Annotated in this window: 19 protein-coding genes; 6 read left to right on the top strand and 13 right to left on the bottom strand. The window is 72.3% G+C overall.

Annotated features, from left to right (window positions below):
• Positions 1–76 precede the first annotated feature (76 nt).
• From pqqA to pqqB, 5 genes are all read left to right on the top strand, one after another.
• Positions 77–169 (top strand): pyrroloquinoline quinone precursor peptide PqqA, encoded by a 93-nt coding sequence (pqqA, locus tag OG371_RS35750; protein ID WP_329060076.1) that lies wholly within the window; start codon positions 77–79, stop codon positions 167–169.
• 129 nt (positions 170–298) lie between these two features.
• Positions 299–979: a pyrroloquinoline-quinone synthase PqqC gene (gene pqqC, locus OG371_RS35745; protein WP_329073367.1), complete on the top strand. Its 681-nt coding sequence runs from the start codon at positions 299–301 to the stop codon at positions 977–979.
• A 3-nt stretch (positions 980–982) separates the two neighbouring features.
• A complete protein-coding gene (gene pqqD, locus OG371_RS35740) occupies positions 983–1,255 on the top strand; it encodes a pyrroloquinoline quinone biosynthesis peptide chaperone PqqD (RefSeq protein ID WP_329060075.1) in 273 nt (90 codons plus the stop codon).
• Positions 1,246–2,319: a pyrroloquinoline quinone biosynthesis protein PqqE gene (gene pqqE, locus OG371_RS35735; protein WP_329060074.1), complete on the top strand. Its 1,074-nt coding sequence runs from the start codon at positions 1,246–1,248 to the stop codon at positions 2,317–2,319. Before pqqD ends, pqqE begins: the two co-directional genes overlap by 10 nt.
• Positions 2,316–3,179 carry a pyrroloquinoline quinone biosynthesis protein PqqB gene (pqqB, locus tag OG371_RS35730; protein ID WP_329060073.1) on the top strand — a complete coding sequence of 288 codons (864 nt, stop codon included), beginning with the start codon at positions 2,316–2,318 and terminating at the stop codon, positions 3,177–3,179. Before pqqE ends, pqqB begins: the two co-directional genes overlap by 4 nt.
• A gap of 135 nt (positions 3,180–3,314) precedes the next feature.
• Here pqqB and OG371_RS35725 read toward each other — a convergent pair whose 3' ends face one another.
• From OG371_RS35725 to OG371_RS35715, 3 genes are read right to left on the bottom strand one after another with little or no spacing between them, the layout of a single operon-like run.
• Positions 3,315–4,760, bottom strand: a complete 1,446-nt coding sequence (locus OG371_RS35725) for a glycosyltransferase family 39 protein (protein ID WP_329060072.1) — start codon at positions 4,758–4,760, stop codon at positions 3,315–3,317.
• Positions 4,761–4,783: 23 nt separating this feature from the next.
• Positions 4,784–6,301, bottom strand: a complete 1,518-nt coding sequence (locus OG371_RS35720) for a sensor histidine kinase (protein WP_329060071.1) — start codon at positions 6,299–6,301, stop codon at positions 4,784–4,786.
• Positions 6,291–7,016, bottom strand: coding sequence for a response regulator transcription factor (locus OG371_RS35715; protein ID WP_329060070.1), 726 nt, complete (start codon positions 7,014–7,016; stop codon positions 6,291–6,293). Before OG371_RS35715 ends, OG371_RS35720 begins: the two co-directional genes overlap by 11 nt.
• A 73-nt stretch (positions 7,017–7,089) precedes the next feature.
• Between OG371_RS35715 and OG371_RS35710 the strand changes: the two genes are divergently transcribed.
• Positions 7,090–8,280, top strand: a complete 1,191-nt coding sequence (locus tag OG371_RS35710; RefSeq protein ID WP_329060069.1) for a DNA glycosylase AlkZ-like family protein — start codon at positions 7,090–7,092, stop codon at positions 8,278–8,280.
• 3 nt (positions 8,281–8,283) lie between these two features.
• On the opposite strand, the gene OG371_RS35705 is transcribed toward OG371_RS35710, so the two are convergent.
• The 10 genes from OG371_RS35705 to OG371_RS35660 all read right to left on the bottom strand — a co-directional run bounded on the left by OG371_RS35705 (position 8,284) and on the right by OG371_RS35660 (position 23,636).
• Positions 8,284–11,604, bottom strand: a complete 3,321-nt coding sequence (locus OG371_RS35705; protein WP_329060068.1) for a serine hydrolase — start codon at positions 11,602–11,604, stop codon at positions 8,284–8,286.
• Positions 11,601–12,596: an ABC transporter ATP-binding protein gene (locus OG371_RS35700; RefSeq protein WP_329060067.1), complete on the bottom strand. Its 996-nt coding sequence runs from the start codon at positions 12,594–12,596 to the stop codon at positions 11,601–11,603. Before OG371_RS35700 ends, OG371_RS35705 begins: the two co-directional genes overlap by 4 nt.
• Positions 12,593–14,593, bottom strand: a complete 2,001-nt coding sequence (locus tag OG371_RS35695; RefSeq protein WP_329060066.1) for a dipeptide/oligopeptide/nickel ABC transporter permease/ATP-binding protein — start codon at positions 14,591–14,593, stop codon at positions 12,593–12,595. The genes OG371_RS35700 and OG371_RS35695 overlap by 4 nt, the downstream gene beginning before the upstream one ends.
• The gene (locus OG371_RS35690; protein ID WP_329060065.1) at positions 14,593–15,582 is read right to left on the bottom strand and encodes an ABC transporter permease; all 990 of its coding nucleotides are present in this window, start codon (positions 15,580–15,582) and stop codon (positions 14,593–14,595) included. The genes OG371_RS35695 and OG371_RS35690 overlap by 1 nt, the downstream gene beginning before the upstream one ends.
• The gene (locus tag OG371_RS35685; protein ID WP_329060064.1) at positions 15,582–17,180 is read right to left on the bottom strand and encodes an ABC transporter substrate-binding protein; all 1,599 of its coding nucleotides are present in this window, start codon (positions 17,178–17,180) and stop codon (positions 15,582–15,584) included. The genes OG371_RS35690 and OG371_RS35685 overlap by 1 nt, the downstream gene beginning before the upstream one ends.
• An 8-nt stretch (positions 17,181–17,188) precedes the next feature.
• Positions 17,189–18,085, bottom strand: a complete 897-nt coding sequence (locus OG371_RS35680) for a serine hydrolase (protein ID WP_329060063.1) — start codon at positions 18,083–18,085, stop codon at positions 17,189–17,191.
• On the bottom strand, positions 18,082–19,476 hold the full coding sequence (locus tag OG371_RS35675; RefSeq protein WP_329060062.1) for a serine hydrolase domain-containing protein: 1,395 nt from the start codon (positions 19,474–19,476) through the stop codon (positions 18,082–18,084). The genes OG371_RS35680 and OG371_RS35675 overlap by 4 nt, the downstream gene beginning before the upstream one ends.
• Before the next feature lie 155 nt (positions 19,477–19,631).
• Positions 19,632–20,537: a serine hydrolase gene (locus OG371_RS35670; protein ID WP_329060061.1), complete on the bottom strand. Its 906-nt coding sequence runs from the start codon at positions 20,535–20,537 to the stop codon at positions 19,632–19,634.
• A complete protein-coding gene (locus tag OG371_RS35665) occupies positions 20,534–21,802 on the bottom strand; it encodes an MFS transporter (protein WP_329060060.1) in 1,269 nt (422 codons plus the stop codon). The genes OG371_RS35670 and OG371_RS35665 overlap by 4 nt, the downstream gene beginning before the upstream one ends.
• 151 nt (positions 21,803–21,953) lie before the next feature.
• Complete coding sequence (locus tag OG371_RS35660; protein ID WP_329060059.1) at positions 21,954–23,636, bottom strand: PucR family transcriptional regulator; 1,683 nt, start codon at positions 23,634–23,636, stop codon at positions 21,954–21,956.
• Positions 23,637–23,692 lie beyond the last annotated feature (56 nt).

The raw sequence follows: 23,692 nt of genomic DNA, 5'->3' as shown, positions 1-23,692 counted from the left end.
AAGGTGGCCCGGTTCGACCCGGGATCGAATGCCCCGCTGAATGGTGCATCACCGGCAAGGTTAGTGAGGTTCCCGCATGAACGAGCCCGTCGAGCAGTGGACCGCGCCCGACTTCGTCGAGTACGAGACCCCGATGGAGGTCACCGCCTACGCGGCGCGGATGGAGTGACCCGCCGGAACGGGGCCCGGCGAGCCGCGGCCCCGTTCCCCCCGGGAAACCGTACCGCTCAGCGAGAACCGGAGGCCGTGAATGTCCACTGTGCACCCGACTGCGATGTACCCGGCGATGCACCCGACGATGAGCCCGGCGGAGTTCACCGCCGCGTTACGCGGTCTTTCGCATCGCTATTGGGGGACCCATCCGTTCCACCAGCGGATGCACGCGGGTGAGCTGACCGAGCACGAGCTGAAACTGTGGGCCGCCAACCGCTGGTACTACCAGTGCCTGCTGCCGCAAAAGGACGCGGCCATCATCAGCAACTGCCCGGTGCCGGAGGTCCGGCGGCAGTGGCTCGACCGGATCGTCTATCACGACGGGTCCGCCGAAGGGGAAGGCGGCATCGAGCGTTGGCTGCGTTTGTGCGCCGCGGTCGGGCTCACCCGCGAGGAGGTCGTCGACGAGCGGCACGTCGCCCCGGGCGTGCGGTTCGCCGTGGACGCGTACGTCGCCTTCGCCCGCACCAAGCCGTGGGTGGAGGCGATCGCCTCCGGGCTCACCGAGATGTTCGCCGGGCACCTGATGCAGCGCCGGGTGACGGACGTGCTGGCCGGTTACCCGTGGATCGCCCGCGACGACCTGGCCTACTTCACCAACCGGATCGACAAGGTCTCCGGCGAGGGCCAGGACACGTTGGACCTCGTCGTGCGCCACTGCGTGACCCGGGAGCAGCAGGAGAAAGCGGTTTCCGCGCTGTCGTTCAAATGCGACGTCCTGTGGTCGATGCTGGACGCCATCGAGCGCGCCGCGGCGAAGGAGTGACAGGTGGACACCCTCACCGCCGCGTCCGTGCCGCGCCTGCGCACCGGCGTGCGGCTGACTTTCGACGAAGTACGCGGTATCCACGTGCTGCTGTTCCCCGAAGGCGTGCTGGTGCCGAACGCGACCGCGACCGCGGTGCTGGAACTGTGCGACGGCACCAGCCCGGTCGCGGAGATCGTGGCGAAGCTGGGAAAGCGCTTCCTCGGCGTACGCGAGGCGGACGTCGTAAACATCTTGGGCCGGTTCGGACAGAGGCGGGTAGTGGCATGGGCGTGACGGCTCCCTTGGGATTGCTGGCCGAATTGACGCACCGGTGCCCGTTGCACTGCGCGTACTGCTCGAATCCGTTGGAGTTGACGGCCCGGGACGAGGAGATGTCCACAGCGGAGTGGCTGGACGCGCTTTCGCAGGCGCGGGCGCTCGGCGTGCTGCAAGTCCACCTGTCCGGCGGCGAACCGCTCGCCCGGCCGGATCTGCCGCAGCTGGTCGGGCACGCGAACGGCCTCGGCTGTTACGTCAACCTGGTCACCTCCGGGCTCGGGCTGACCGAGGCGCGCCTCGCCGAGCTGGCCGCGCGCGGGCTGGCGCACGTGCAGCTGTCGGCCCAGGCCGCGACCCGCGACCGGGCGAACCGGCTGGCCGGGGCGAAGGCGTTCGACCGGAAGCTGGCCGCGGCCGCGCTGGTGAAGGCGGCCGGGCTGCCGCTGACCGTGAACGTGGTGCTGCACCGGCACAATCACGACGAACTCGCCGGCATCATCGAGCTGGCCGAAGCCCTCGGCGCGGACCGGCTCGAACTGGCCAACACCCAGTACTACGGCTGGGCGCTGCGCAACCGCGAAGCCCTGATGCCCACGCGCGAACAGCTCAACGCGGCCGAGCCCGTGGTGCGCGCGGCGATCGAACGGCTTCGCGGCACGATGGAGGTGATCTACGTCGTCGCCGACTACTACGAGCCGTTCCCGAAGCCCTGCATGCACGGCTGGGGCGCGCGTCAGCTGACCATCTCCCCCGACGGCACCGTGCTGCCGTGCCCCGCGGCCACCGCCATCACCACTCTCGACCTCGAAAACGTCCGCGACACCCCGCTGGCCGACATCTGGTACCGCTCCTCGTCGTTCAACGCTTACCGTGGCGAGGATTGGATGAGCGAAACCTGCCGCAGCTGCGACCGTCGCGGCACCGACTTCGGCGGCTGCCGATGCCAGGCGTTCCAGCTCACCGGCGACGCGGCGAGCACCGACCCGGTCTGCTCCCGCTCGCCTCAGCGCGGGCTCGTCGACCTCATCCTCGACGCCCCGGCGGCGCCGGAACTTCTCATGCGGGGTCCCGTCCGATGAAGGTGATCCTGCTCGGCACCGCGGCCGGCGGCGGCTTCCCGCAATGGAACTGCGCCTGCCGCCATTGCACCTCGACGGCCCCGGCCCGGACCCAGGACAGCGTCGCCTTCAGCGCGGACGGGCACGCCTGGCACCTGCTGAACGCCTCCCCCGACATCCGCGCGCAAATCCTGGCCACCCCCGTCTTGCGCGCCGGCCCCGGGCCGCGGGACACGCCGTTGCGCAGCGTCCTGCTCACCGACGCCGAACTCGACCACACCCTCGGCCTGCTCATGCTCCGGGAAGCGGACGACCTCACCGTGCACGCGCCCGAAGCCGCGCTGCACGCGCTGACCGACCACTTCCCCGCCCGGACGATCATCAACGGCTACCGCACCTGGAACTGGTTGCCCGCCAACGAGATCACGCTCGACGGGCTCGAAGTCAGTGTTCTCCCGGTCAGCCGCAAACAGCCGAAGTACGCCCGGAGCTCCGCCCATCCCGGCCCCTGGGTCATCGCCTACCGCATCCGCGACCCGGCGACCGGCGGCACCCTCGTCTACGCGCCGTGCCTGCGCACCTGGCCGCTCGGCTTCGACGCCTTCACCCAGGACGCCACCCTCGTGCTGCTCGACGGCACCTTCCACAGCCCCGCCGAGTTCGCCCAGGCCACCGCGCATCCGGATCAGGCCGCGCAACGGTCGATGGGGCACCTCCCGATCACCACCACGCTGCCGGCCATCGCCGAACCAGGCCCACGCTGGGCGTACACCCACCTCAACAACACCAACCCCGCCCTCGACCCGTCCGGCCCGGAACACAAGGCGATCCTCGACGCCGGGGCCGAATTGCCGTTGGACGGCACCGAATTCACTCTCTGACCCGGTCGCATCCGCCCCAATGTGGCGTTGGTTGCGTGGAATCAGGGCTGGGCGCGGAGCGCCTCCGTTGAGGGTGGTGGTGGGGCAGGGCTGGAGCAACCAACGCCACATTGGGGTTGTTTCGGGCCGCGGCGTTCAGTGCTCGTAGAGGGCGACGGTGACGTTGTCCGCCGGGTAGACCGCGGCCAGGTGCAGGCCGCGGCCGGCCAGCGGGCCGGGCAGATTCTTGCCGCCCGTCTCGATCAGCCACACCCGGCGCGCGCCTTCGATCCGGCGATCGAGCGTGGCCTGGTCGGTCGTCGTGCCGCGCAGGGTGCCCGACGCGCTGGGCGACTCGGCCAGGGCGAGGTCGTCGAGCGGGGCGAAGGCGGCCGGGTAGGCGAAGGCGAATTCCCTGGGCATGTCCGGATAGTGGCAGTTCAGGCAGTGGTACAGCACGCCGTCGCCGGGCTGCTCGTGCTGGGTGAGCACGGCCGCGACGGCGCGGGCGTTGTCGCCGTGGCCGTCCGGCTGGCGTTGCGCGAACTGGGTCGGCAGGCCGAGGACGGCGATGAGCACGAGCGCGATCACCCGCGGCGCGAAGGTGATCCCGGCCAGCCCGACCCCGACCGGCAGCGCCAGCGCGGGCAGGCAGTAGGCGACGTAACGCGGCACGTACACCGGCAGGGCGACCGCGGCTGCGGACAGCAGCAGCGCCGGCGGCACGATCAGCCAAGTCAGCGTGAGCCAGGCCGTCGCCGAGCCGGCCCGCGACCGCAGCCCGAGCCCGATCAGGAGACTCACCAGCACCAGCGAGCCGATCGACCCCGCCAGCCACAGGGCGAGGTCACCCGGGGCGGACGCGCCCGGAGCGCTCAGCCAGCCGAGCTGGTCGCGCTCCCGCCAGGCCAGCCCGACCACCGGCAGCGCGGGCAGGCAGCCGAGCCCGGCCGTGATCAGCCAGCGGCGCAGCAACGGGCGGTGGCGGGCCAGCAGGAAAACCGCGTGCCCGGCGAGCAGCAGCAGGCCGAACACGTTGAGCACACCCAGCATGGCGACCGCGCCGCCGTAACGGAGCCAGAATCGGCGCCGTGACTCGTCGGTCGCGCGCACCAGCAGGTAGCTCGCGAGCACCGCGAAGGCGAGCACCAACGCGTACGAGCGGCCCTCCTGCCCGTACCGGCTGACCTGCGGTAAGACCGCGAACACGAGCCCGGCGAGCAGCCCGGCGCGCGGCGAATGCAGCCGCCGCCCCAGCGCGGCGACTCCCGCCGCCGCGGCCGCCATGGCCAGCGCCGACGGCAGCCGCACCACGACCTCGCCGATCCCGAACGTGTGCACGATCGGCCACATGAGCAGGTAGTAGGCGCCGTGCACGGCGTCGACGTTGGTCAGCAGGCGCAGCAGCGCCGGGATCGAGCGCGCGTCCGCGTCGAGGGTGGCCGCTTCGTCGCCGTAGTAGGAGGGCGTGGCCAGGTCCCAGACCGCGCTCAGCAGGGTGACCAGGGCGGGGACGAGGAGTACGGGGTCCAGCCTGGGTCTCAGCGCGGCTTTCGCTTCGGGAGCGGATACCGCCGGGGCAGTCGGCGCTGGTGCGGACACAGCGCCAGCCTGTCGACCGGACTTCAGAACTCCGCGCGAGAATCGTGTGAATCCCGTGTGAGTGCCACCGGCAGGCTCAGCCGCACCCACAGCCCGTGCGGCTCGTTCGCCCCCGCCGTCACCGATCCATTGTGGACGGTGGCGATCTGGGTCACGATGGCCAGGCCGAGGCCGGAGCCCCGGCTGCGCGCGGCGGTGTCCGCGCGGTAGAACCGATCGAAGATGCGCGGCAGGTGTTCAGGCGGCACGCCGGGGCCGTTGTCGGCGACCTCGATCTCGACCGTCTCGCCGTGTTCGCTGTCGCCGTGGTCGCGCAGCGCGACCGTGGCCGAGGTGCCGTCCGGCGTGTGGGCGCGGACGTTCGCCAGCAGGTTGTCCACCGAGCGGCGCAGCAGTTCCTCGTCACCGGTCACGACCACGCCGTCGGCGATCTCGGTGTGCCACTCGTGCCCGGGCGCGGCCACCCGCGCCTCCTCGACGCGGGCGGTCACCAGCTCGCTCAGGTCCACCGGCTCGCGCTGCTGGTCCGGGTGCTGGTCCAGGCGGGCCAGCCGGAGCATGTCGTCCACCAGGCCGCTCATCCGCCGGGACTCCAGCGCGATGCGGCCCATCACCTCGTCGACCTGGGCGCGTTCGGGCAGGGCGCCCTGCTGGTACAGCTCGGCGTTCGCGCGCAGGGAGGCCAGCGGGGTGCGCAGCTCGTGGCTGGCGTCGGCGAAGAACCGGCGCATCAGCTCCTGCCCGGCCTCCCGCTCCTGCACCGACGCCTCGATGCGCGCCAGCATCCCGTTCAGCGCCGCGCCGAGCCGGCCCACCTCGCCGCTCGGGTCCTGCGGGGTGACACGGTCGGTGAGGTCGCCGGCGGTGATCCGGTCGGCCTGCGCGGCCATCGTTTCGATCGGGCGAAACCCGCGCCGCAGCAACCAGAACACGGCCAGGCCGATGAGCAACACGGCGGCGGCCGAACCCAGGGCCACGATCAGCCGCATCCGGTCGACGATCCGGTCCGCGTCGAGCAGGCTGGTGCTGATCACCAGAGTCCCGTTCGGTCCGCGCAGGGCGATCGAACGCAGCGGGTCGCCGAGGGCCGAAACGGTGTCCTGCGTCCGCTCGTTCACGACCAGGTCGGACAGGTTCACCGGCACGTTGGGCGCGTGGTCGTCGACGACCGGGGTCGGCGGGCCGTCCTCGTTGGCGACCGCGCCGCGGAAGTCCGGGACGCCGTTGATCAGCGGGATGTAGAGCATGCTGTACATCCCCACCAGGAAGTGGTGGGTGTCGATCCACCGGCCGATCGCGTCCGGGTGGTGCATCACGTCCGCGCCGGGCGGCAGCTCCGGCCCGGGCGGCAGCTGGTCGAGCTGGGGCCGCACGGCCTGCGCGGCGGTGGCCAGCGAGGTGTCGGTCTGGGACATCAGGTAGCTGCGCAGCGCGGTGACCGCGGCGACGTCGAACGCGACCAGCGCCACCAGCGTCACCGACACCACCGGGACGAGCACTCGCAGCCGAAGCCGGCCGCGCACCAGCCGCTTAAGACTCATCAGTCGCCGCCGCGTCGCCGGGGCGGGGCGTCCGCAGGCTGTAGCCGACGCCGCGCTGCGTGTGGATCAGGTCGGTGCCGAACTGCGCCAGCTTGCGCCGCAGGTACGCGATATAGGTGGACACCACCGTGCTGGTGCCGCCGAAGTCGTAGTCCCACACGTGGTCCAGCAGCTGGGCGCGGGTCAGCACCCGGCCCGGGTTGAGCATCAGGTAGCGCAGCAGCCGGAACTCCGTCGGCGAGAGGTCCAGCTGGTGGCCGGCGCGGCGCACCTCGTAGGTGTCCTGGTCCAGCTCCAGGTCGGCGAACGTGAGCAGCGGCCCGGTCTCGGGCGGGCGCGAGCGGCGCAGCACCGAGCGGATGCGCGCGGCCAGCTCCTCCAGCCCGAACGGCTTGGTCAGGTAGTCGTCGCCGCCGAGGGTCAGCCCGGTGACCTTGTCGGCCTGGGTGTCCTTGGCGGTCAGGAAGATCACCGGCACCCGGTGCCCGTCCCGGCGCAGCCGGCGGACGACCTCGAAACCGTCGGTGTCCGGCAGCATGACGTCCAGCACCACCAGGTCGAACGGCCGGTCCCGGATCAGGCTGAGCGCCTGGGCGCCGGTCTCCCCGGTGGTCACGTCGAAGCCGAGGAACCGCAGCGAGGCGGCGACCGCGTCCCGCAGGAACGGCTCGTCGTCGATCACCAGCAGCCGGGCCTCGCCTGCCTCGTCGCTCATCGTCCGCACCTCCTCGTCCCCGCCATCCGACCACATCCGGCGGGTCGGGCGCACCGGGAGCCATAATGCCGCCATGGCTGCCGAAGTCCCGCTCGAGAAGCTGCGCGCGTGGTGGTTCCGCCGCCAGGCCCTGGACGGCTCGCTGACCGGCCCCGCGGAGGTGCTGACCCGTACCGGCTGGGCCCGTTCGGTCGGCGGCTCGAACCCGCATCTTGGCTTCTTCGCCCGCGCCGGTCTCGACCGTGAAACGGTCGACCGGGCGGTCGCGGACCAGGAGGTGCACGAACTGCCGTCGGCCCGCGGCTGCACGTACGTCCTGCCGAAAGCGGACTTCGCGCTCGGGCTGGCCGTGGGATCCGGGGCGCCGGAAGGCGAACTGGCGGCGGCGGTCAAGCACCTCGGCGTGACGACCGGGGAAATCGACCGCTTGAACGACGCCGTCCTGGCCTCACTCGGAGCCGCGCCACTCGACGTCGCCGCGCTCAAGACCGCCGTGGGCGACGCCGTCCGCCATCTCGGCGACGAGGGCCGTAAACGCGGACAGACGACCACTCTCCCGCTCGCCCTCGGCCTCCTCCAGGCCCGGGGCCAAATCCGCCGGGTCCCGGTGCACGGCCGGCTCGACGAGCAGCGGTTCGGCTACGTCCTCTGGTCGCCGTCGCCGCTCGCCCACGGCGGGCCCGATCCGGACACGGCGCGCACGGAACTCGCGAAACGGTACTTCGACTGGGCGGCGCCGGCTTCGCTGAAGCACTTCCGATGGTTCTCCGGGCTGACCGCGGCGGCCGCGAAGAAGGCGGTCAAGCCCCTCGGCCTGCTCGCGGTCGGCGAAACCGGGCTACTGCTGCCACCCGACCTGGCCGACGCCTTCGAGGACTTCACCGTACCGCGCGAACCCGCGTACGCGCTGGTCGCCGGAATCGACGGAATCCACCTGCTGCACCGTGAGCTGAGCCGTCTCCTCGACCCGTCGGACGCGGGTCGGCCCTCCCCCGGCAGCAAGAGCCGCACCCTCGCCGACGAGCCCGACCCGCCTTGCCCGGTCATCGTCGACCGGGGCCGGATCGCCGGGCTGTGGGAGTACGACCCGGAGGCGGGCGAGATCGCCTGGCTGGCTTTCGGCCGTGTGGACGCGGCTCTCAAGGAGGCGGTCTCCCGCGCCGAAACCTTTGTCCAGGAACAACTCGGTGATGTCCGGATGTCCAGTTTGGACTCACCTCGCAGCCGGGCGCCGCGCATCGACGACCTGCGCAGCGCCCGGTGACAGTCAGGACACCTTCGGCGTCGCCCGGACGCCGTAATGCACGTACGGCTCACCAGTCGGCAAGGTGTAGAACACGACCGGCGTCCAGTTCGCCGCACCCGGCGAGCGAAAGACAAACAGTGTGTCCGTAACCGGCACCAGGTCGAATTCCTGGGTCTTCTCCGGCATCAGCTCCGCCAAGGGCCCGGTAACCGTGTTCCTCAGCCGCAGCCCGCTCTCCCCTGCCAGCACCTCGGTCACCGAGCCGGCCCGTTCGTAAACACCGAGGTGACGCGTCGCGTCGACAGTGACCGGGACCGACGGCGGCGAGAGCGGCGACGGCATGGTCACCCCCGCCAGTTCGGCGAAGATCTCCCGGTACAGCTCCACATACAGGTCGTGCGCGTTGCCGCCGTTGGTGAGCAGGGTGACCGCGAGTCCCTGGTCCGGCAGCAGCCGCAGGAACGCCGACTGGCCGATCGTGTTGCCGTCGTGGCCGATGATCCGGCGGCCGTTCCAGTCGTCGCGGATCCAGCCGAGGCCCCACGAGTCGCCGATCGTGTGGCGGTCGGGCAGGTCGACCTGCTTCTCGGTCATCGCGGCGGCGGATTCCGCCGTGAGGATCCGGTCGCCGTCCACGGTCAGGCCGCCGGACAGGTGCAGGCGCGCGAACGCGAGCACGTCCGCGGCCCGGGCCGAGATCAGCCCGGCCGGGCCCATCGACCGCGGCAGCTGCCAGGTCGGCACCGGCTCCGGCTCGGCGTCGCCCACTGCGGCGTGCCCGACGGCCGCCCGGAACAGCAGGGCCTCCTCCGGGAGCGTGACGGTGTGCGTCAGCCCGAGCGGGGCGAACAGCTTCGCCCGCATCGCGGCGTCCCAGCTCAGCCCGGTGAGCTTCTCGACCACCCGGCCCATCAGCACGAAACCCGCGTTGCAGTACGAGAAAGTCGCACCGAGCGGGTGGTTCTGCGCGGTCTCGCCGAGCAGCTCGACGTAACGCTCGACGCAGTCGTCACCGCGGCCGGTGTCGGTGAAGACGTCGCCGTCGATCCCGCTGGTGTGGGTCAGCAGGTGCCGCATGGTCACCTGCTTGGCCACGTCCGGGTCGCCCAGCCGCAGCTCCGGCAGCACGTCGGCGATCGGCGCGTCCAGCTCCAGCAGCCCCTCGTCGACCAGCCGCAGCACCACGGTCGAGGTCCACAACTTGGAGATCGAGCCGATCTGGAACAGCGAGTCCTCGGTGACCTCGACGCCGGTCGCCTTGTTCAGCACCCCGTGGCTCGCGTGCACCTCCTCGCCGGTGCCGACCCGCAGAATCCCCAGCACCGCACCGGGAACGCGGTACTTGCGCGACAGCTCCGCCAGGCGGCGGCGCCAGTGCGCGGCCTCGATCGGCACCCGCGAAACGCCGTCCGCCGCGGGCGCGTACTGCTCCACCCACTCGACGACGCGCCGGTTGTAGTCGGCGCGGTGCGAGGGCGGGCCGTCGAGGATGAACAGGTGCGCGCCGCCGGGGTACAGCACCAGCCGGGACGGCACGCCGCGCTCGCGCAGGGCGGTGAACCACTGCTCGGCCTGCCCGACCGGGCAGCGCTCGTCGGCCCCGCCGTGCACGATCAGCGTCGGCGTCCGCACCTTCGAAACCTCGGTCAACGGCGAGAACTGCGCGTACTCGTGCTCCCACGGGTGCGTGCCCACCTCCTGGACACCGAGGTAGTGCCCGGCGTCCGAGGTGCCCGCCATGCTCGTCAGGTCGCTGACCACCCCACCGGCGACGGCGGCGGCGAACCGGTCGTCCCGGCTGGTCAGGTAGCAGGTCATGAACCCGCCGTAGCTGTACCCCGTGACGGCGAGCCGGTCCGGATCGGCCAGGCCCTCGGCCACCAGCTGGTCGAGCGGCTCGAGGAAGTCGGCGGCGTCGGCCACGCCCCAGGAGCCGACCGCGGCGGTGTAGAACGCCTCGCCGTAGCCGTCGCTGCCCCTCGGGTTGAGGATCAGCACCGCCCAGCCGCGCGCCGCCAGCACCTGGTGGTACAGGTGCGCGGAGTCGGCCGCGCCGTTCCAGGCGTTGTGCGGGCCGCCGTGGATGTCGAGCAGCAACGGCAGCGAACCGGTCCGCTCGGGGTCGCGCACCAGCCAGCCGGACACGACCGTGCCGTCGCCGATGGTGAATTCCCGCTCCTCGCGGACGAATAGGTCCACTTCGGACAGTGCCGCGCCGTGGCTGGTGCGCACGTCGACCGGGCCGCCCTCCGGGTCAAGCACCACGACCTCGCCGAACGACGTGTCCGTGGCCAGCACAGCGGCGATCGTGCCGCCCGCGATGTCCATTCCGGACACCACGTGACCGTCGCCCGTCAACACCGCACGCGGAGCGCCACCGGTAAGGTCCACTTTGTACAGATGAGTGCAGCCACGGTCACGGATGGCGAACACCACGGTGTCACCGGCCAGCTGCGGGAGCGCGCCCGGGTAGCCGGGGCCGCCGGACATCACGTTGCGGTCGAGGGAAGCGGCCAGGTCGACCGCTTCGCCGCCGTCCAGTGGCACCCGTAGCAGCCCGAGGTGGCCGACCGCGGTGTCGGTCCGGCCGACGACCAGCAGCGCCTCGCCGTCCGCGGTCCAGCCGACCGGGCCGGCCATCCCCTCACCGGAACCGACCAGCCGCGGCTCGGCGATCCGCGCGGTCACGTCGAGAACGTAAGCCCCCGAACGGAAAGTGAGGTCGGAGTCGTGGTCCCGGGCCGCGGAGAACGCCAGCTGGGTGCCGTCGGGCGACCAGGCGGGGTCGCCCGCGTGCCAGTCGCCGAAGGTGACCTGACGGACCTCACCGGTTTCGACGTCCAGGACGTGCAGGTGCTTGCGCACGGTCTTGAGCAGCCCGGCCCCGTCGGCCTTGAAGTCCAGCCGGTCGGCCACCACCGGGGCCTCCGTCGCGGGCGCGCCGTCCTCGGCGGTCAGGTCGACCGCCGCCGCGAACGCGATCTTGCTCCCGTCCGGGCTCCACACCGGGGCGCCCGCGCCGAGCGGGAGCTTCGTGACCGGCTCGGCCTCGCCGCCGGCGGCCGGCAGGAGCCACACCTGCGGCGGCGCGTCTTCGGCGCGCAGGAAGGCGATCCGGGTGCCGTCCGGCGCCCAGGCCGGCGCCGCGTCCGCGGTCCCCCGCGTGAGCTGCCGGGCCTCGCCGGAGCGGGAGCCGACCTCCCACAGTGTGTCGGTGTTCCGGTCGCCCTCGCGGTCGGCGGTCCGCAGCACGTAGACGATCCGGCTGCCGTCCGGCGACAACGCGGGCTGGCTGGGGACGGCGAGGTCGTACAGGTCTTCGATGCCCAGACGTCGGGTCATGCGCTGGCTCCTCGGGAGATCGCGGTCGGGTGGGACTGATCCTCGCTGAAGTGGCAGGCCGCGGAGTGCGGCCGGTGGGCCGCGTCCTCGGCCGGGTCCGCCCGGAGGCAGAGCTGGCGGTCGTCCCGCACGAGCGGGCCGACCGGGCAACGGGTGTGGTAACGGCAGCCGCCGGGCGGGTGGTGCGGGTCGGCGGGCTCCGCGTCGGCGATCTCGCCCGGCTCGTCCGCGCCGACGTCGAACAGGGACCGGTGGGCCGACGGCGCCGCGGCGAGCAGATCGCGGGTGTAGGGATGCCGCGGCTCGGTGAGCACCTGCTCCGCGGGCCCGGCCTCGACGATACGGCCCAGGTACATCACGGCGACCAGGTCGCTGACGTAGCGCACCACGGCGAGGTTGTGCGAGATGAACAGCATCGACAGGCCGAGCTGCCGCTGCACGGACCGCACCAGGTTGAGCACCGCGCCCTGCACCGAGACGTCGAGGGCGGAGGTGATCTCGTCCGCGATCAGCACCTCCGGCCGCCCCGCCAGCGCCCGGGCCAGGGCCACGCGCTGACGCTGCCCGCCGGAGAGCTGCCCGGGCCGCTGCCCGGCCCGGTCCGGGTCGAGGTTGACCAGTTCCAGCAGCCGCGCCACCTCGGCCCGCCGCGCGGCCCGGCCGGTCAGCACGTCCCGGCCGATCGCCTCGGCAATCGACTCGCCGACGCTCATCCGCGGGTCCAAAGAGGAATACGGATCCTGGAACACCATCTGCAACGGCCGCCGCCGCGGCAGCCGCCGCACGTCCACCCCGCCGAGCCGCACCTGGCCTGAACTGACCGGGGCCAGCCCGACCGCCGCGCGAGCGAGCGTCGACTTCCCCGAGCCCGATTCCCCGACCAGGCCGACGACCTGTCCGGACGGGACGGTGAGGCTGGTCTGGTCGACCGCGGTCAGGCCGCGCCGGCCGCCGTACCGCACGCTCACGGCGTCGAAGACGAGCTCGGTCATTCCGCACCTCCGGCGGTCACGGTTTGCTTCACCGGCGGGGAAACCGGCGAGCCATCCGGATACCAGCAAGCCACCCGATGCGCCGGGCTCACCCGCTCCAACACCGGGTCCTCAGTACGACACCGCTCACTCACCGCAGGGCAGCGAGCAGCGAACGCACAGCCCGACGGCATGCGACCCGGTTCCGGTGGGCGACCGGGGATCACCGGGAGCGCCTCGGCGGTGTCGGTCTCGAGGTCCAGCGTCGTGGCCAGCAGGGCGCGGGTGTACGGATGGCGCGGGGTCACGCCGGTGCCGGACGGCAGGTCTTCCACCACCCGTCCGCCGTACATGACCAGGATCCGTTCGCAGGTCTGGGAAACGACCGCGATGTCGTGGCTGATCAGCACGATCGCGGTGCCCCGTTCGGCCCGGGTCCGCGCCAGGAGGCGCAGCAGCTGCCGCTGCACGGTGACGTCCAGGGCCGTGGTGGGCTCGTCGGCGATGATCAGCCGCGGGTCGCCCATCAGGCCCATGCCGATCATCGCGCGCTGGCGCATCCCGCCGGAGAACTCGTGCGGGTACTGCCGGGCCCGCCGCCGCGCCGCCGGGATCCGCACCGCGCGCAACCGGTCGACGGCCCGGGCGAACGCGTCGGCGCGCGAAAGCCCTTGGTGCTGTTCGGAAACCTCCGCGAGCTGACGGCCGATCCGCCGGGCCGGGTTGAACGAGGTCATCGGGTCCTGGAACACCATGGCCAGCGACGTGCCGAGCAGTCCGCGCAGCTCGCGCTCCGGCGTCGTCAGCACCGGGCGGCCGGCGAACTCCAGCCGGTCCGCCGTGACCACGCCGGGGGCCTCGATCAGCCGGGCCACCGCGAGCCCCGTCAGGCTCTTGCCCGAACCGGACTCCCCGACGACGCCGACCGCCTCACCCGCGCCGACGCTGAAGCTCACGCCCCGCACCGGCACCGTCCACCCGGCCGGGCCGGGGAACGCGACCTGCAGGTTTTCCACCACCAGCACGGCGTCTTCGTGCTCCGCCGGGGTGTCCTCGCGCCGCACGACCACCGGCGCCGGCCTGAGCCGACGGGCGCGGGTCCGCACGCCGACCACCCCGGCGACCGTCTCGCCGGCCAGGTTGAACGCGAGGCCGGCCAGCACCACGGCGACGCCGGGCGCGAGCGCCGCCACCGGGTTGAGGTAGATCCCGTTGAGCCCCTCGCCGAGCAGCCGGCCCCAGTCGTAGTCGGGCGCCTGCACGCCGATCCCGAGGAACGACAGCCCGGAGAACGCGAGCAGCGCGCTCCCGGCGCCGATGGTGGCGTTGACCACCAGCGGCTCCGCGATGTTGGGCAGGATATGCCGGAACAGCAACCGGATCCGGCCGGCCCCGGCGACCCGCGCGGCGGCCACGAAATCACGGCCGGCGACCGAAGCGGCCATCGTCTGCGCCAGCCGCGCGAACGCCGGCGCCAGCGCGAAACCGACCGCCAGCACCGCGCCCCGCGTGCCCACCCCGAAGATGACCGAGAAGAACAACACCAGCAGCAGCCCCGGGAACGCGACCGCGATGTTCACCGCGGCGATCAACAGCCGGCCGAGCGGGCGGGGCAGCACCGAGGGCAGCGTGCCGAGCACCAGCCCGGCCACCACGCCGAGCACCATCGCGAGCAGGGCCAGCACGATCGACAGCCGCGTCGCCACGAGGACGCGGTAGAGGATGTCGCGGCCGAGTTCGTCGGTGCCGGCCCAGTGCGCCGCCGACGGGCCCTGGCTGATCGCGTTCGTGTCCACCGCGGACGCGTCGCCGGACCACAGGACCGGGGCCAGCACCGCGAGCACGAGCACCAAAACCAGCAGGGCGGCCGAAAACGCGCCCAGCGGGGTGCGCAGGGCCGCGAGCCAGTTGCCGATCCGGCCGGAAGCAGGCGGACGCGGGGCCTGCTCGCCGCCACCCGTTTCGCCGAGGATGGCCGTCGGATCGGTGACGGCTGGCACCGTCGCGCGCCGGTTCATCAGCCCTCCCGGATCGTCGAACGCGGGTCGAGCACGGCCAGCAGCACGTCGACCAGCAGGTTCACCAGCAGCACGCCGACGCCGTAGATCAGCACGATGCCCTGCACCAGCGGGTAGTCCTTCTGCAGGATCGACTGCGCGATCGTCGAGCCGAGCCCCGGCCAGGCGAACACGTTCTCCACCAGCACGGTGCCCGCGACCATCCCGGTCAGCATCATCCCGCCGAGGGTCAGCGTCGCGGTCAGCGCGTTCGGCAGCGCGTGCCGCGCGTAGATCAGCCGGGCGGGCAGCCGCTTCGCCCGGGCGGTGCGGATGAAGTCGTTGCCCAGCACGGAAAGCGTCTCCACCCGCACGATGCGCGAGAGGACCGACGCCGGGCCGAGCGCGAGCGCGATCACCGGCAGCACCAGCGAGCCCGTCCCCTCGCTCCCGGCCACCGGGAACCAGCCGAGCCGGACCGCGAAAAACGCCACCAGCGCCACCGCGACCAGGAACTCCGGGATGGCGGCGAACAGCACCGTGGTCGAGGTGAACGCCAATTCGCTGCCGCGGCGCCGGCCGCCGCGGGTCAGCATCGCGAACAGCAGCCCGAGCGGGATCGCCACGACGACGACCACCACGAACGCGGGCACCGCCAGTTCCAGCGTCGCGGGCAGCCGGTCGCCGATCACCTGCGCCACCGGCACCCCGCTCAGCATCGACGTGCCGAAGTCGCCCCGCACCAGCCCGCCGAGGTAATCGAGGTACTGCATCCACAACGGGTGGTCGAGGCCGAGCGCGGCGCGGCGCGCGTTCACCAGCTCGACCGGGGCGGTCAGGCCGAGCGCCGCGCGGACCGGGTCGCCCGGGATCAGCTGGATCATCAGGAACGCCATGGTGACCAGCACCCACACCGAGACGGCGAACCGGCCCAGGCGGCGCAGCCCGAACGACAGCCAGGGCCCGGCCCGCGGCCCGGAAACCGCCGTGGCGACGGCAGTTTCGGTCATCAGGAGTACATCCGGATCGTCGAGGGCTGGATGGCGCCCTGGTTCATCGCGAACCGCGCGTTGGCACCGAAGGTCGGCACCACCGTGTTCGCGAACGGCACCACGTCCAGTTGAGCGAAGAGCGCGGATTCGGCCGACAGCCAGCTCGGGCAGCCGGCGTCCCCGGCTGCCGAAGCCGCCTTGGCGACGAGGGATTCGTACTGCGCGTTCTGGACGTGCGCGAAGTTGGTGCCTCCCGGGGGCAGCGGGCCGGTCACGAACGGCACCAGCTGGCTGGGCAGCGTGAGCCCCAGCGGGGCCAGCGAAAGGTCCCAGTCCCCGGTGTCGAACAGCAGCCGGCTCAGCCCGGGGCTGTCGACCGCCTTGAGCGTGACGTCGGCGCCGATGCCCTTCAAGGACTGCTGGACCAGCTCGGCGGCCGGGGCCATGGTCGGGCCGATCTGCGTGCCGTAGGCGGCGGTGAGCGCGAGCCGCTTGCCGTCCTTGACCCGCACGCCGTCCGCGCCGGGCCGCCAGCCCGCGGCGTCGAGCGCGGTCTTGGCGGCGGCCGCGTCGAAGCCGGGCAGCTTCCCGCTGACCGAATCGCCGGGGCAGGCCAGCGGCTCCCCGGTGACCAGGCCCTTGACGGGCACGCCGGCGCCGCTGTTCAGCACCTTGGCGATCTGGCCGAGGTCGAGCGCCTGCACCAAGGCCCGGCGCACGGCCGGGTCGACGCCGGGCCGGCCGGGCGCCTGGTTGAAGAACAGCTCGCCGATCATGTTGGTGGTGTCGGCGTGGAACAGCCGCTGCGCGCTCAGCCGCCGGATGTCCTGCCCGGTGATCGAACCGGCGTTGACTTCCCCGGACAGCAACAGGTTCGAGGTGGTGGTCATGTTCTGGATGACCCGGGCGACCACCTTGTCGGGCAGCCCGGGCTGGCTGGCCGGCCACTGGCCGGGACCCCAGGTGTAGTCCTTGCGCCGGGTGAGCGTGTAGTGGTCGTTCGGCACGATTTCGGTGACGGTGAACATGCCGGTGCCCTGCTGCCCCTTGGCCAGGGTGGACCGGTCGGCCAGCCCCTTGGCGCAGACGATCGGCACACTGCCGACGTTGCGGAGCAGGAACGAGTCCGGCGAACCGCTGGTGACCGTGACCGTCCCGGCACCGTCGTCGCCGACCGCCTTCGTGCCCGGCTTGACCGTGACCCCCGCGATCGGTGACTTGTTCGCCGGGTCGCCCACGAAGTTGATGTTCGCGGCCACGTCGCGCGCGGTCAGCGGGGTGCCGTCGGCGCAGGTGACGCCGCGGCGCAGGGTGAAGGACGCCGTGGTCGTGGTGGCCTCCCACTTCTGCGCGAGGCCCGCGACCGGCTTGCCGGTGGTGTCGATCGTGACCAGTCCGTCGTAGAGGAACTGGTCGAGCTGGCGGGTGACCGAAAGGACGGTCATGGCCGGGTCCAGCGACCCCGGGTCCGAAGGCAGCGCGAGGGTGAACGTCTTGCCGTCGGCCAGTTTCTGGTTCGCGGTCCGGTCCGGCCCGGACGAGCCGGCCGTCCCGCAGGCGCTCACGGCCAGAACCACCACACCCGCCATCGCGACGGTGAGCCGAGCTGTTCTCATGGATCCTCCTACGGGTGCACGGGCAGCGCGCGAAGGTGGTCGACGGCCAGGCGCGCGGCTTGGCCGATGGACCGGTCGACCGCGGGCAGGCGGTCTTCGAGTGATTCGGCGCGGGTGAACACGGCGACGGCGAACCGGCGGCCGTCCACATGGGTCAGCACGCCCGCCTCGTTGCGGATCGCCGGCAGGGTCCCGGTTTTCGCCGCGATCGTCACGCCGGAGCCGAACCCGGACGAGATCCGGTGCGGCCAGATCTGCTGCGCCATGATCGCGCGCACCTTCTCGCACGCGGCCGGATCGCCCGCCCGGTCGGTCCAGACGGCGTCGAGCAGCGTGGTGATCTCACGCGGGGTCGACGACGTGGTGCGCTCCGGGTCGAGCGCCGAGAGCTTCCACAGCTGCTCCGGGGTGGCCGCGGCGAGGATCTCGTCGACCTCGCCGGAAACTCCGAGATCATCGGCGACGGAGGCGAACAAGTCCTCGCAGCAGCCGATCAGCCGGGTCCGGGCCAGCCCGAGATCGCTGAGCACGCGGTCCACCGCCGCCTGGCCGACCCGGTGGAAAATCACGTCGGTCGCCGCGTTGTCGCTCATGATCAGCATGAAGCGCGCCAGGTCCCGCCAGCTCATCTCGACGTCGTCGGCGCTGCCCGCGGTGCCGATGCCGCCGATCCGGTACCGCGCGGTCACCCGGGTGCGCTCGGTCTCGTCGAGCCGGCCGGCGACGACCTCCCGGGCGTAGGCAACCGCGACCGGGATCTTGAACACCGAAGCGAGGACCACCGGGTCGTCCGCGCCGACCGCGACCTCGGGCCCGTCCGGCACGCCGACTTCCCGCGCGTGCACGAAACCTTGCGCCCCAGCGTCCGCGAAAACCGCTTCGATCTCGTCGGCGATCGCGCTCATCGGCTGACCCGGCGGTCGGCCCGGCCGGTGTGGAGGTACAGCGCGCGCCCGTCGCCGTCGTCACCGACGAAGGCGTGCGCCAGGTACACCCCCGGGAGCTGCTGGTGGGTGGCGACCAGCGTGTCGCCCTTCCAGCCCAGCAGCTCGGTCTTGTCCGGCGTGCCGCCGCCGGCCTCGGCCATGATCCCCTTGGGCGTGTGCTCGATCCACAGCCGCCCGTCGGTGTCCTGGCTGACCACGGTGTCCGCCACCGCCGAGGAGTACTCGCCGACGTAACGCGTGCCGTCGGCCGGGGTCTCGGCGGGGTTCGGCTGCGGCAGCGCCGGCATCCGCACGCCGGCCAGCTCGTCCAGCACCTTCCGGAAGACTTCCAGGTACACCTGCGTCGGCGAGCCGCCGTTGGTCAGCAGGGCGACCGCGACGTCGGGACCCGGGACCACCCGCAGGAACGCGGACTGGCCGATGGTGCCGCCGTCGTGGCCGATCACGGGGCCGCCGGGCCAGTCGAAGAGCATCCAGCCGAGGCCCCAGGCGTCGCCCAGCATGCCGAGGTCGGGCAGCACGACCTGCTGCTCCCGCATCGCGGCCACGGACTCCGGCGTCAGCACCTGGGTGCCGTCGTCGGCGCGGCCGCCGTTGAGGTGCATCCGGACGAAGGTCAGCAGGTCCCGCGGGCGCATGGCGAGCGTGGAGCCGGCCGGGGCGTTGGACCGGGCCAGCGCCCAGACCGGCGCGGGCTGTGGCGCCTCCTCCGGCGTCGGCTGCACGTGGCCGATCGCGGCGCGGTACCGGATCGCGTCGTACGGGCCGGCGGCCGCGTGGGTCAGGCCCAGCGGGACGAAGAGGTGGTCGCGCACGCATTCGTCGTAGGACTTGCCGCGCAGCACTTCGATCACCCGGCCGAGCACGCAGTAGCCGGCGTTGTTGTAGGAGAACATCTCCCCCGGCGCGAACAGCTGCGGCACTTCGGAGAGCGTCGCCACGAGCTTCGCCACGCAGTCGTCGCCCGTGCCCGTGTCGGTGAAGATGTCGCCCTCGAACCCGGCGGTGTGGCAGGTCAGCTGCCGGACGGTGATCCGTGCCGCGGCGGCCTGGTCGGCGAGCGCGAACTCCGGCAGGTAGTCCCGGACCGGCCGGTCGAGCTCGAGCCGGCCCTCGTCGACGAGCTGCATGGCCAGCGTGGTGGTCCAGAGCTTGGTGATCGAGCCGATCTGGAACACAGAGTCCACTGTGGACTCGACGCCGGTGCCGGTGTTCAGCAGGCCCGCCGCGTGGTCGATCACCTCCCCGCCGGCCAGGACCGCGATCGCCGCCCCGGGCACCCGGTGCTCGGCCAGCAGCGCGGCCAGGTTGTCCTCGAGCCAGGCGTCGATTTCCGAAAGTTTCGACATGTGCACCTCATCGTCGGTGTCCGGGAAGGGGTGTCCGGGAAACGGCAGGGCCGGGAAGGGTGGTCCGGCATCCCCGGAATGCTAGGTCGGTGACCGGCGTCACTTGTTCGTCGGAACCGAGGAGAGCGCCGGGAAAATTCGTCCGGGCCGACGAATCAGGCGGGCGCGGCGGTCCTCAGCCAGCCGACGGCCTCGGCCGCGGCGAAGCCGATGAAGGCGTCCCGCTCCGGCGCTTTCGAGCGAGTGTCCTCGGCCCGCGTGAAAACCCCGACGGCGTAACGACGTCCGTCCGGGTACTCGACCACGCCCACCTCATTGCGCACCGACGGCAGGGTGCCGGTTTTGCCGCTCACGCGGACCCCGTCGTCCGGGAAGCCGGCCCGCAGCCGGTGCGGCCACACCTGGAGTCCCAGCCAGCGCCGGACCTCGGCGCAGGCGGCGGGCGGCGCCGCCTCGTCGCGCCAGATCAGCCCGAGCAGCCGGGTGATCTCGGCGGCCGTCGTCCGGCAGGTGTGCTCCGGCCGCAGTGCGCGCAACGCGGACACCTGCTCGTACGGCAGTCCGGCCAGCAGCCCCTCATCGTCCTCATAGGACAGTCCGAGGTCCTCGCCGATGCTGTCCAGCACCTCCCGGCAGTCCTGCGGGACGGCGGTGTCCTCGAAGCCGAGGCGCCGCAAGGACGCGTTCACCGCTTCCTTGCCCACTTCGGCGAGGATCAGGTCGGTGGCGACGTTGTCGCTGATGCCGATCATCAAGGTCGCGAGATCGTGCCAGGACAGCACCACCTCGTGCCGGAAGGTCGCCAGGCCGTACGGGCTGGGGGTGGGGTGTCCCGGCGCGACGGTGACCCGGCCGGCCAGGTCGAAGGCGCCCTCGGCGGCCTGCCGGGCCAGCTCCAGCGCGACCGGGACCTTGAACACCGAGGCCGTGACCACCGGTTCGTCCTCGCCGATGCCGATCCGGCGCGGGCCGCCGATCTCGGCCGCGTGGAGCCGGACCCGGACGCCCACCTCCTTGGCGCGGCGGTTGATCGTGGCGATCGTTTCGGCGGCAGTCCTCATGCCACTCCCGCCGGCTTGGCGCCGGCGAAGGCGAACTGCGCGGGCGTCTGCGGCACCCAGAAGGCGAACACCACGGTGAGCAGCGTGCTGCCGATCAGGAAGCCGAACGCGGCGGTGTACGAGAAGGTGTCGGCCAGCCAGCCCATCGCGAGCGGGGCGACCGCGCCGGCCACCTGGCCGCCGAAGTTCATCACGCCCATGCCGATCCCGGTCAGGGCCGTGGGGAGCACTCGCAGCGGCAGGCCGAAAACGCCCATCGTGGCCAGGCCGAACACCCCGACGGCCAGCGTCTCGTAGACGGTGAACTCCACCGTGCTGCCCGCGTTCACCATCAGCACCAGCAGGACCACGGTCACCAGCGCGACCGAGCCGAGGTACCAGCGGCCGTGGTCGTGGAAGTACCGGTCGAACAGCCAGCCGCCGAGGATGGTGGTGCCGATGCTGACCAGCATCGGGATCGCGGCCGCCACGCCGGTCTGGGTCAGCGACAGGCCGCGCGCCTCCACCAGGTAGCTCGGCACCCAGGTGATCAGGCCGTAGCTGAGCATGTTGGTGGTGCAGAACAACAACGTGAACTTCCAGACCACCGGCGACTTCAGCAGCTGCTTGCGCGAGACCTCCGGGTCCTTCGACGCCGTGCGGGACAGGCTGCTGAGCCGTTCCGGCAGCGCCTTGGGCAGGATCGCCCAGACCGCGACGCCGATGACCACCCCGGCGCCCGCCATCCAGAAGAACGTGTGCCGCCAGCCGACCGCCATCAGCAGCGGGCCGACGATCAGCGGCGCCACCCCGCTGCCGATCCCGCTGGCGGACAGCATCACCCCGGCGCTGGTCGCGCGGTTGGCCGGAGTCGTGCGCTCCGCGACCGCCTTGAACGAGGCCGCCGGGAAAAGCCCTTGGCACACGCCGAAAAGCCCGCGCACCACCAGCAGCATGCCGAACGTGCCGGCCATCCCGGTCAGCGCGGTGAACGCCGACCAGAGCACCAGTGTGACCAGCATCGGCCCGCGGGCGCCGAACCGGTCGGCCAGGAACCCGGCCGGGATCTGGCAGACCATGTAGACCAGGGCGAACACCGTCACCAGCCAGCCCTGCTCGGTCTTGCCGAGGCCGAACTCCCGGCCGATCAGCGGCAGCGCCATGCCGATCGAGAACCGGTCGATGTAGTCGACCGACCAGGCGAACACCATCACCACCATGGTGATCAGCGCCGTCCGGTTGACCCGCCGCGCGGTCCAGGTGTCTTCGTCGGCCACTGCCGTCATGGCGCCTCCACGGGAGCGTGAGAGAAGGAGAGCGGCACGGGCCAGCGCGCCGGTCCCTCATTCTGATCAGCGCTTTCCGCCCGGAGTTCGTGCGTTCACACGAACATCCGAGGCCGTTTCGGGCCGGGGCGACGAATTCCGCAGCAGTCTTTCAGCCCGCGGTGGTTTCCGCCCGGGCGTCGGACGGCCCGGTCGCCGCCGGCCCGGGCGGCAGCAGCCGCAGCTGGAGCATGGCGGCGAACCGGTCCCCGGGGTCGCCGAGGTCGATCTCGCCGACCTCCGCGAGCCGCCGCAGCCGGTACCGGAAGGTGCTCGGGTGGACGAAGGCGGCAGCGGACGCGGCGGTGATGTCCCCGAACGCGTCCAGCCAGCACCGCAGGGTGTGCACGAGCTGGGACTGGTGCCGCGCGTCGTAGTCCAGCAGCCGCGCGAGCGGGCCGGTCGCGCCGTCCCCGCGGGCCGCGGCGAGATCGGCCAGCTCCAGCATCAACGCGTCGACGTGGGCGTCCTCGGCGGTGATCACCCGCTTGGCGCCGCTGCCGGTGAGCAGCACGCGCAACGCCCGGTCCGCGCCGTCCCGCGAGGCGCGCAGGCCCGAGCCGTCGAGCGCGATCCGGCCGATGCCGATCGCCGCGGCGGCCCGCCGGCCGGTGCGCTCCAGGAACGTCGACGCGACCCGCACCGCGCGCCCCGGGCAGTCGGCGGGGCGGCCGGGCATCGGGACGATCCCGTACGCGACATCGCCGATCAAGGCGACGGCCGCCCGCGGCTGGACCGCGCTCAGGTGCATGGCCAGCGCGTCGGCGACCCGCTGGCGTTCCGCGGCCAGGCGCAGGCCGTCGTCGGAGTCCGGCGCGCCGAGCAGCCCCATGGCGAGCACCACCGAGGGCTGGCCCAGCAAGCCGAGGCGGGCGATGGCCTCCGGGGCCCCGGCGCCGCCTTCGAGCGCGGTGCTCACCAGGTCCGCGCGCAGCCGCCGTTCCACGTCCGCGCCCGCCCGCAGCCGGAGCAGGTGGAGCGCGACGAGTTTGGCCGCGTCGACGAGCGCCTGCGTCCGCTCCTCGCTCAACGGCTCGTGCACCGCCGCCCAGATCGACCCCAGCACCTCGTCACCCGCCCAGACGGCGACGGCCACGCGGGGCACGTTGATCCCTTCGTGCTCGTAGCGCAGCGGGTCGACGTACACCGGAGCGCGGTCCCGATACAGCCGCTCGAAGACGCCGTCGTGTTCGAGGTCGCGGGTGAACCGCTCGGGCACCTGACGGCCCAGGATGGTCTCGGCGCGGGAGGAGTCCGCCTCGTCCTGGCGGCCGGAGAACGCGAGGACCCGCGAGTTGCGGTCCTCGATCGTCACCGGCGCGTCCAGCAGCGAGGCCACCGCGTTGGCGAGCGCGAACAGGTCGCCCGAGGGCAGCCCACCGAGCGTCTGCGGCGATACGTCGCCGATGTCGCCTTCGGACAGGAGCGTCCGCAGCATCGCGGCGAGCTGGGTCCAGGACGCGCCGGACGCGAGCCCGAGCAGCGCGACGCCGGACGAGTCCGCGGCCTGCCGCAGCGCCGGCGACGCGACGACCGGGGACCGGACGACCAGCGCCGCCGCGCCCCGCCGGCCGGCCTCGTGCATCAGCCGGACGACCTCGTCCGGCTCCCGCACCCCGACGCCGAGCACCACGGCGTGCCGCGGGAACTCGGCGTCGTCGTGCGGATCGTGGATCACCACCCCGCCGAGCTGCCGGCGGGTGAGCCGGGCGACCGCGACCGGCTCCAGGAGCACTTCCCCGAGGTCGTCCAGGACACGCCCGAGGGTGGTGTGAGAGGGGCCCGGTGTCACCATCACCCGAAGCTAGCCCTCCATCGCCCCCAGCCGAATAGTCCGGGGCGACCAAATTC

Source organism: Amycolatopsis sp. NBC_01480, assembly GCF_036227205.1.
Lineage (GTDB): Bacteria > Actinomycetota > Actinomycetes > Mycobacteriales > Pseudonocardiaceae > Amycolatopsis.
This window is presented reverse-complemented; position numbering and strand designations above follow the sequence as displayed.

Coding starts and splice junctions, on each gene's coding strand:
- OG371_RS35715 (WP_329060070.1), bottom strand. CDS start 7,016: ATGAGCGACGAGGCAGGCGAGGCCCGGCTGCTGGTGATCGACGACGAG.
- OG371_RS35695 (WP_329060066.1), bottom strand. CDS start 14,593: ATGAACCGGCGCGCGACGGTGCCAGCCGTCACCGATCCGACGGCCATC.
- pqqA (WP_329060076.1), top strand. CDS start 77: ATGAACGAGCCCGTCGAGCAGTGGACCGCGCCCGACTTCGTCGAGTAC.
- OG371_RS35690 (WP_329060065.1), bottom strand. CDS start 15,582: ATGACCGAAACTGCCGTCGCCACGGCGGTTTCCGGGCCGCGGGCCGGG.
- OG371_RS35670 (WP_329060061.1), bottom strand. CDS start 20,537: ATGAGGACTGCCGCCGAAACGATCGCCACGATCAACCGCCGCGCCAAG.
- OG371_RS35675 (WP_329060062.1), bottom strand. CDS start 19,476: ATGTCGAAACTTTCGGAAATCGACGCCTGGCTCGAGGACAACCTGGCC.
- OG371_RS35710 (WP_329060069.1), top strand. CDS start 7,090: ATGGCTGCCGAAGTCCCGCTCGAGAAGCTGCGCGCGTGGTGGTTCCGC.
- OG371_RS35665 (WP_329060060.1), bottom strand. CDS start 21,802: ATGACGGCAGTGGCCGACGAAGACACCTGGACCGCGCGGCGGGTCAAC.
- pqqC (WP_329073367.1), top strand. CDS start 299: ATGAGCCCGGCGGAGTTCACCGCCGCGTTACGCGGTCTTTCGCATCGC.
- OG371_RS35685 (WP_329060064.1), bottom strand. CDS start 17,180: ATGAGAACAGCTCGGCTCACCGTCGCGATGGCGGGTGTGGTGGTTCTG.
- OG371_RS35680 (WP_329060063.1), bottom strand. CDS start 18,085: ATGAGCGCGATCGCCGACGAGATCGAAGCGGTTTTCGCGGACGCTGGG.
- OG371_RS35700 (WP_329060067.1), bottom strand. CDS start 12,596: ATGACCGAGCTCGTCTTCGACGCCGTGAGCGTGCGGTACGGCGGCCGG.
- OG371_RS35705 (WP_329060068.1), bottom strand. CDS start 11,604: ATGACCCGACGTCTGGGCATCGAAGACCTGTACGACCTCGCCGTCCCC.
- OG371_RS35720 (WP_329060071.1), bottom strand. CDS start 6,301: ATGAGTCTTAAGCGGCTGGTGCGCGGCCGGCTTCGGCTGCGAGTGCTC.
- OG371_RS35660 (WP_329060059.1), bottom strand. CDS start 23,636: ATGGTGACACCGGGCCCCTCTCACACCACCCTCGGGCGTGTCCTGGAC.
- pqqB (WP_329060073.1), top strand. CDS start 2,316: ATGAAGGTGATCCTGCTCGGCACCGCGGCCGGCGGCGGCTTCCCGCAA.
- pqqE (WP_329060074.1), top strand. CDS start 1,246: ATGGGCGTGACGGCTCCCTTGGGATTGCTGGCCGAATTGACGCACCGG.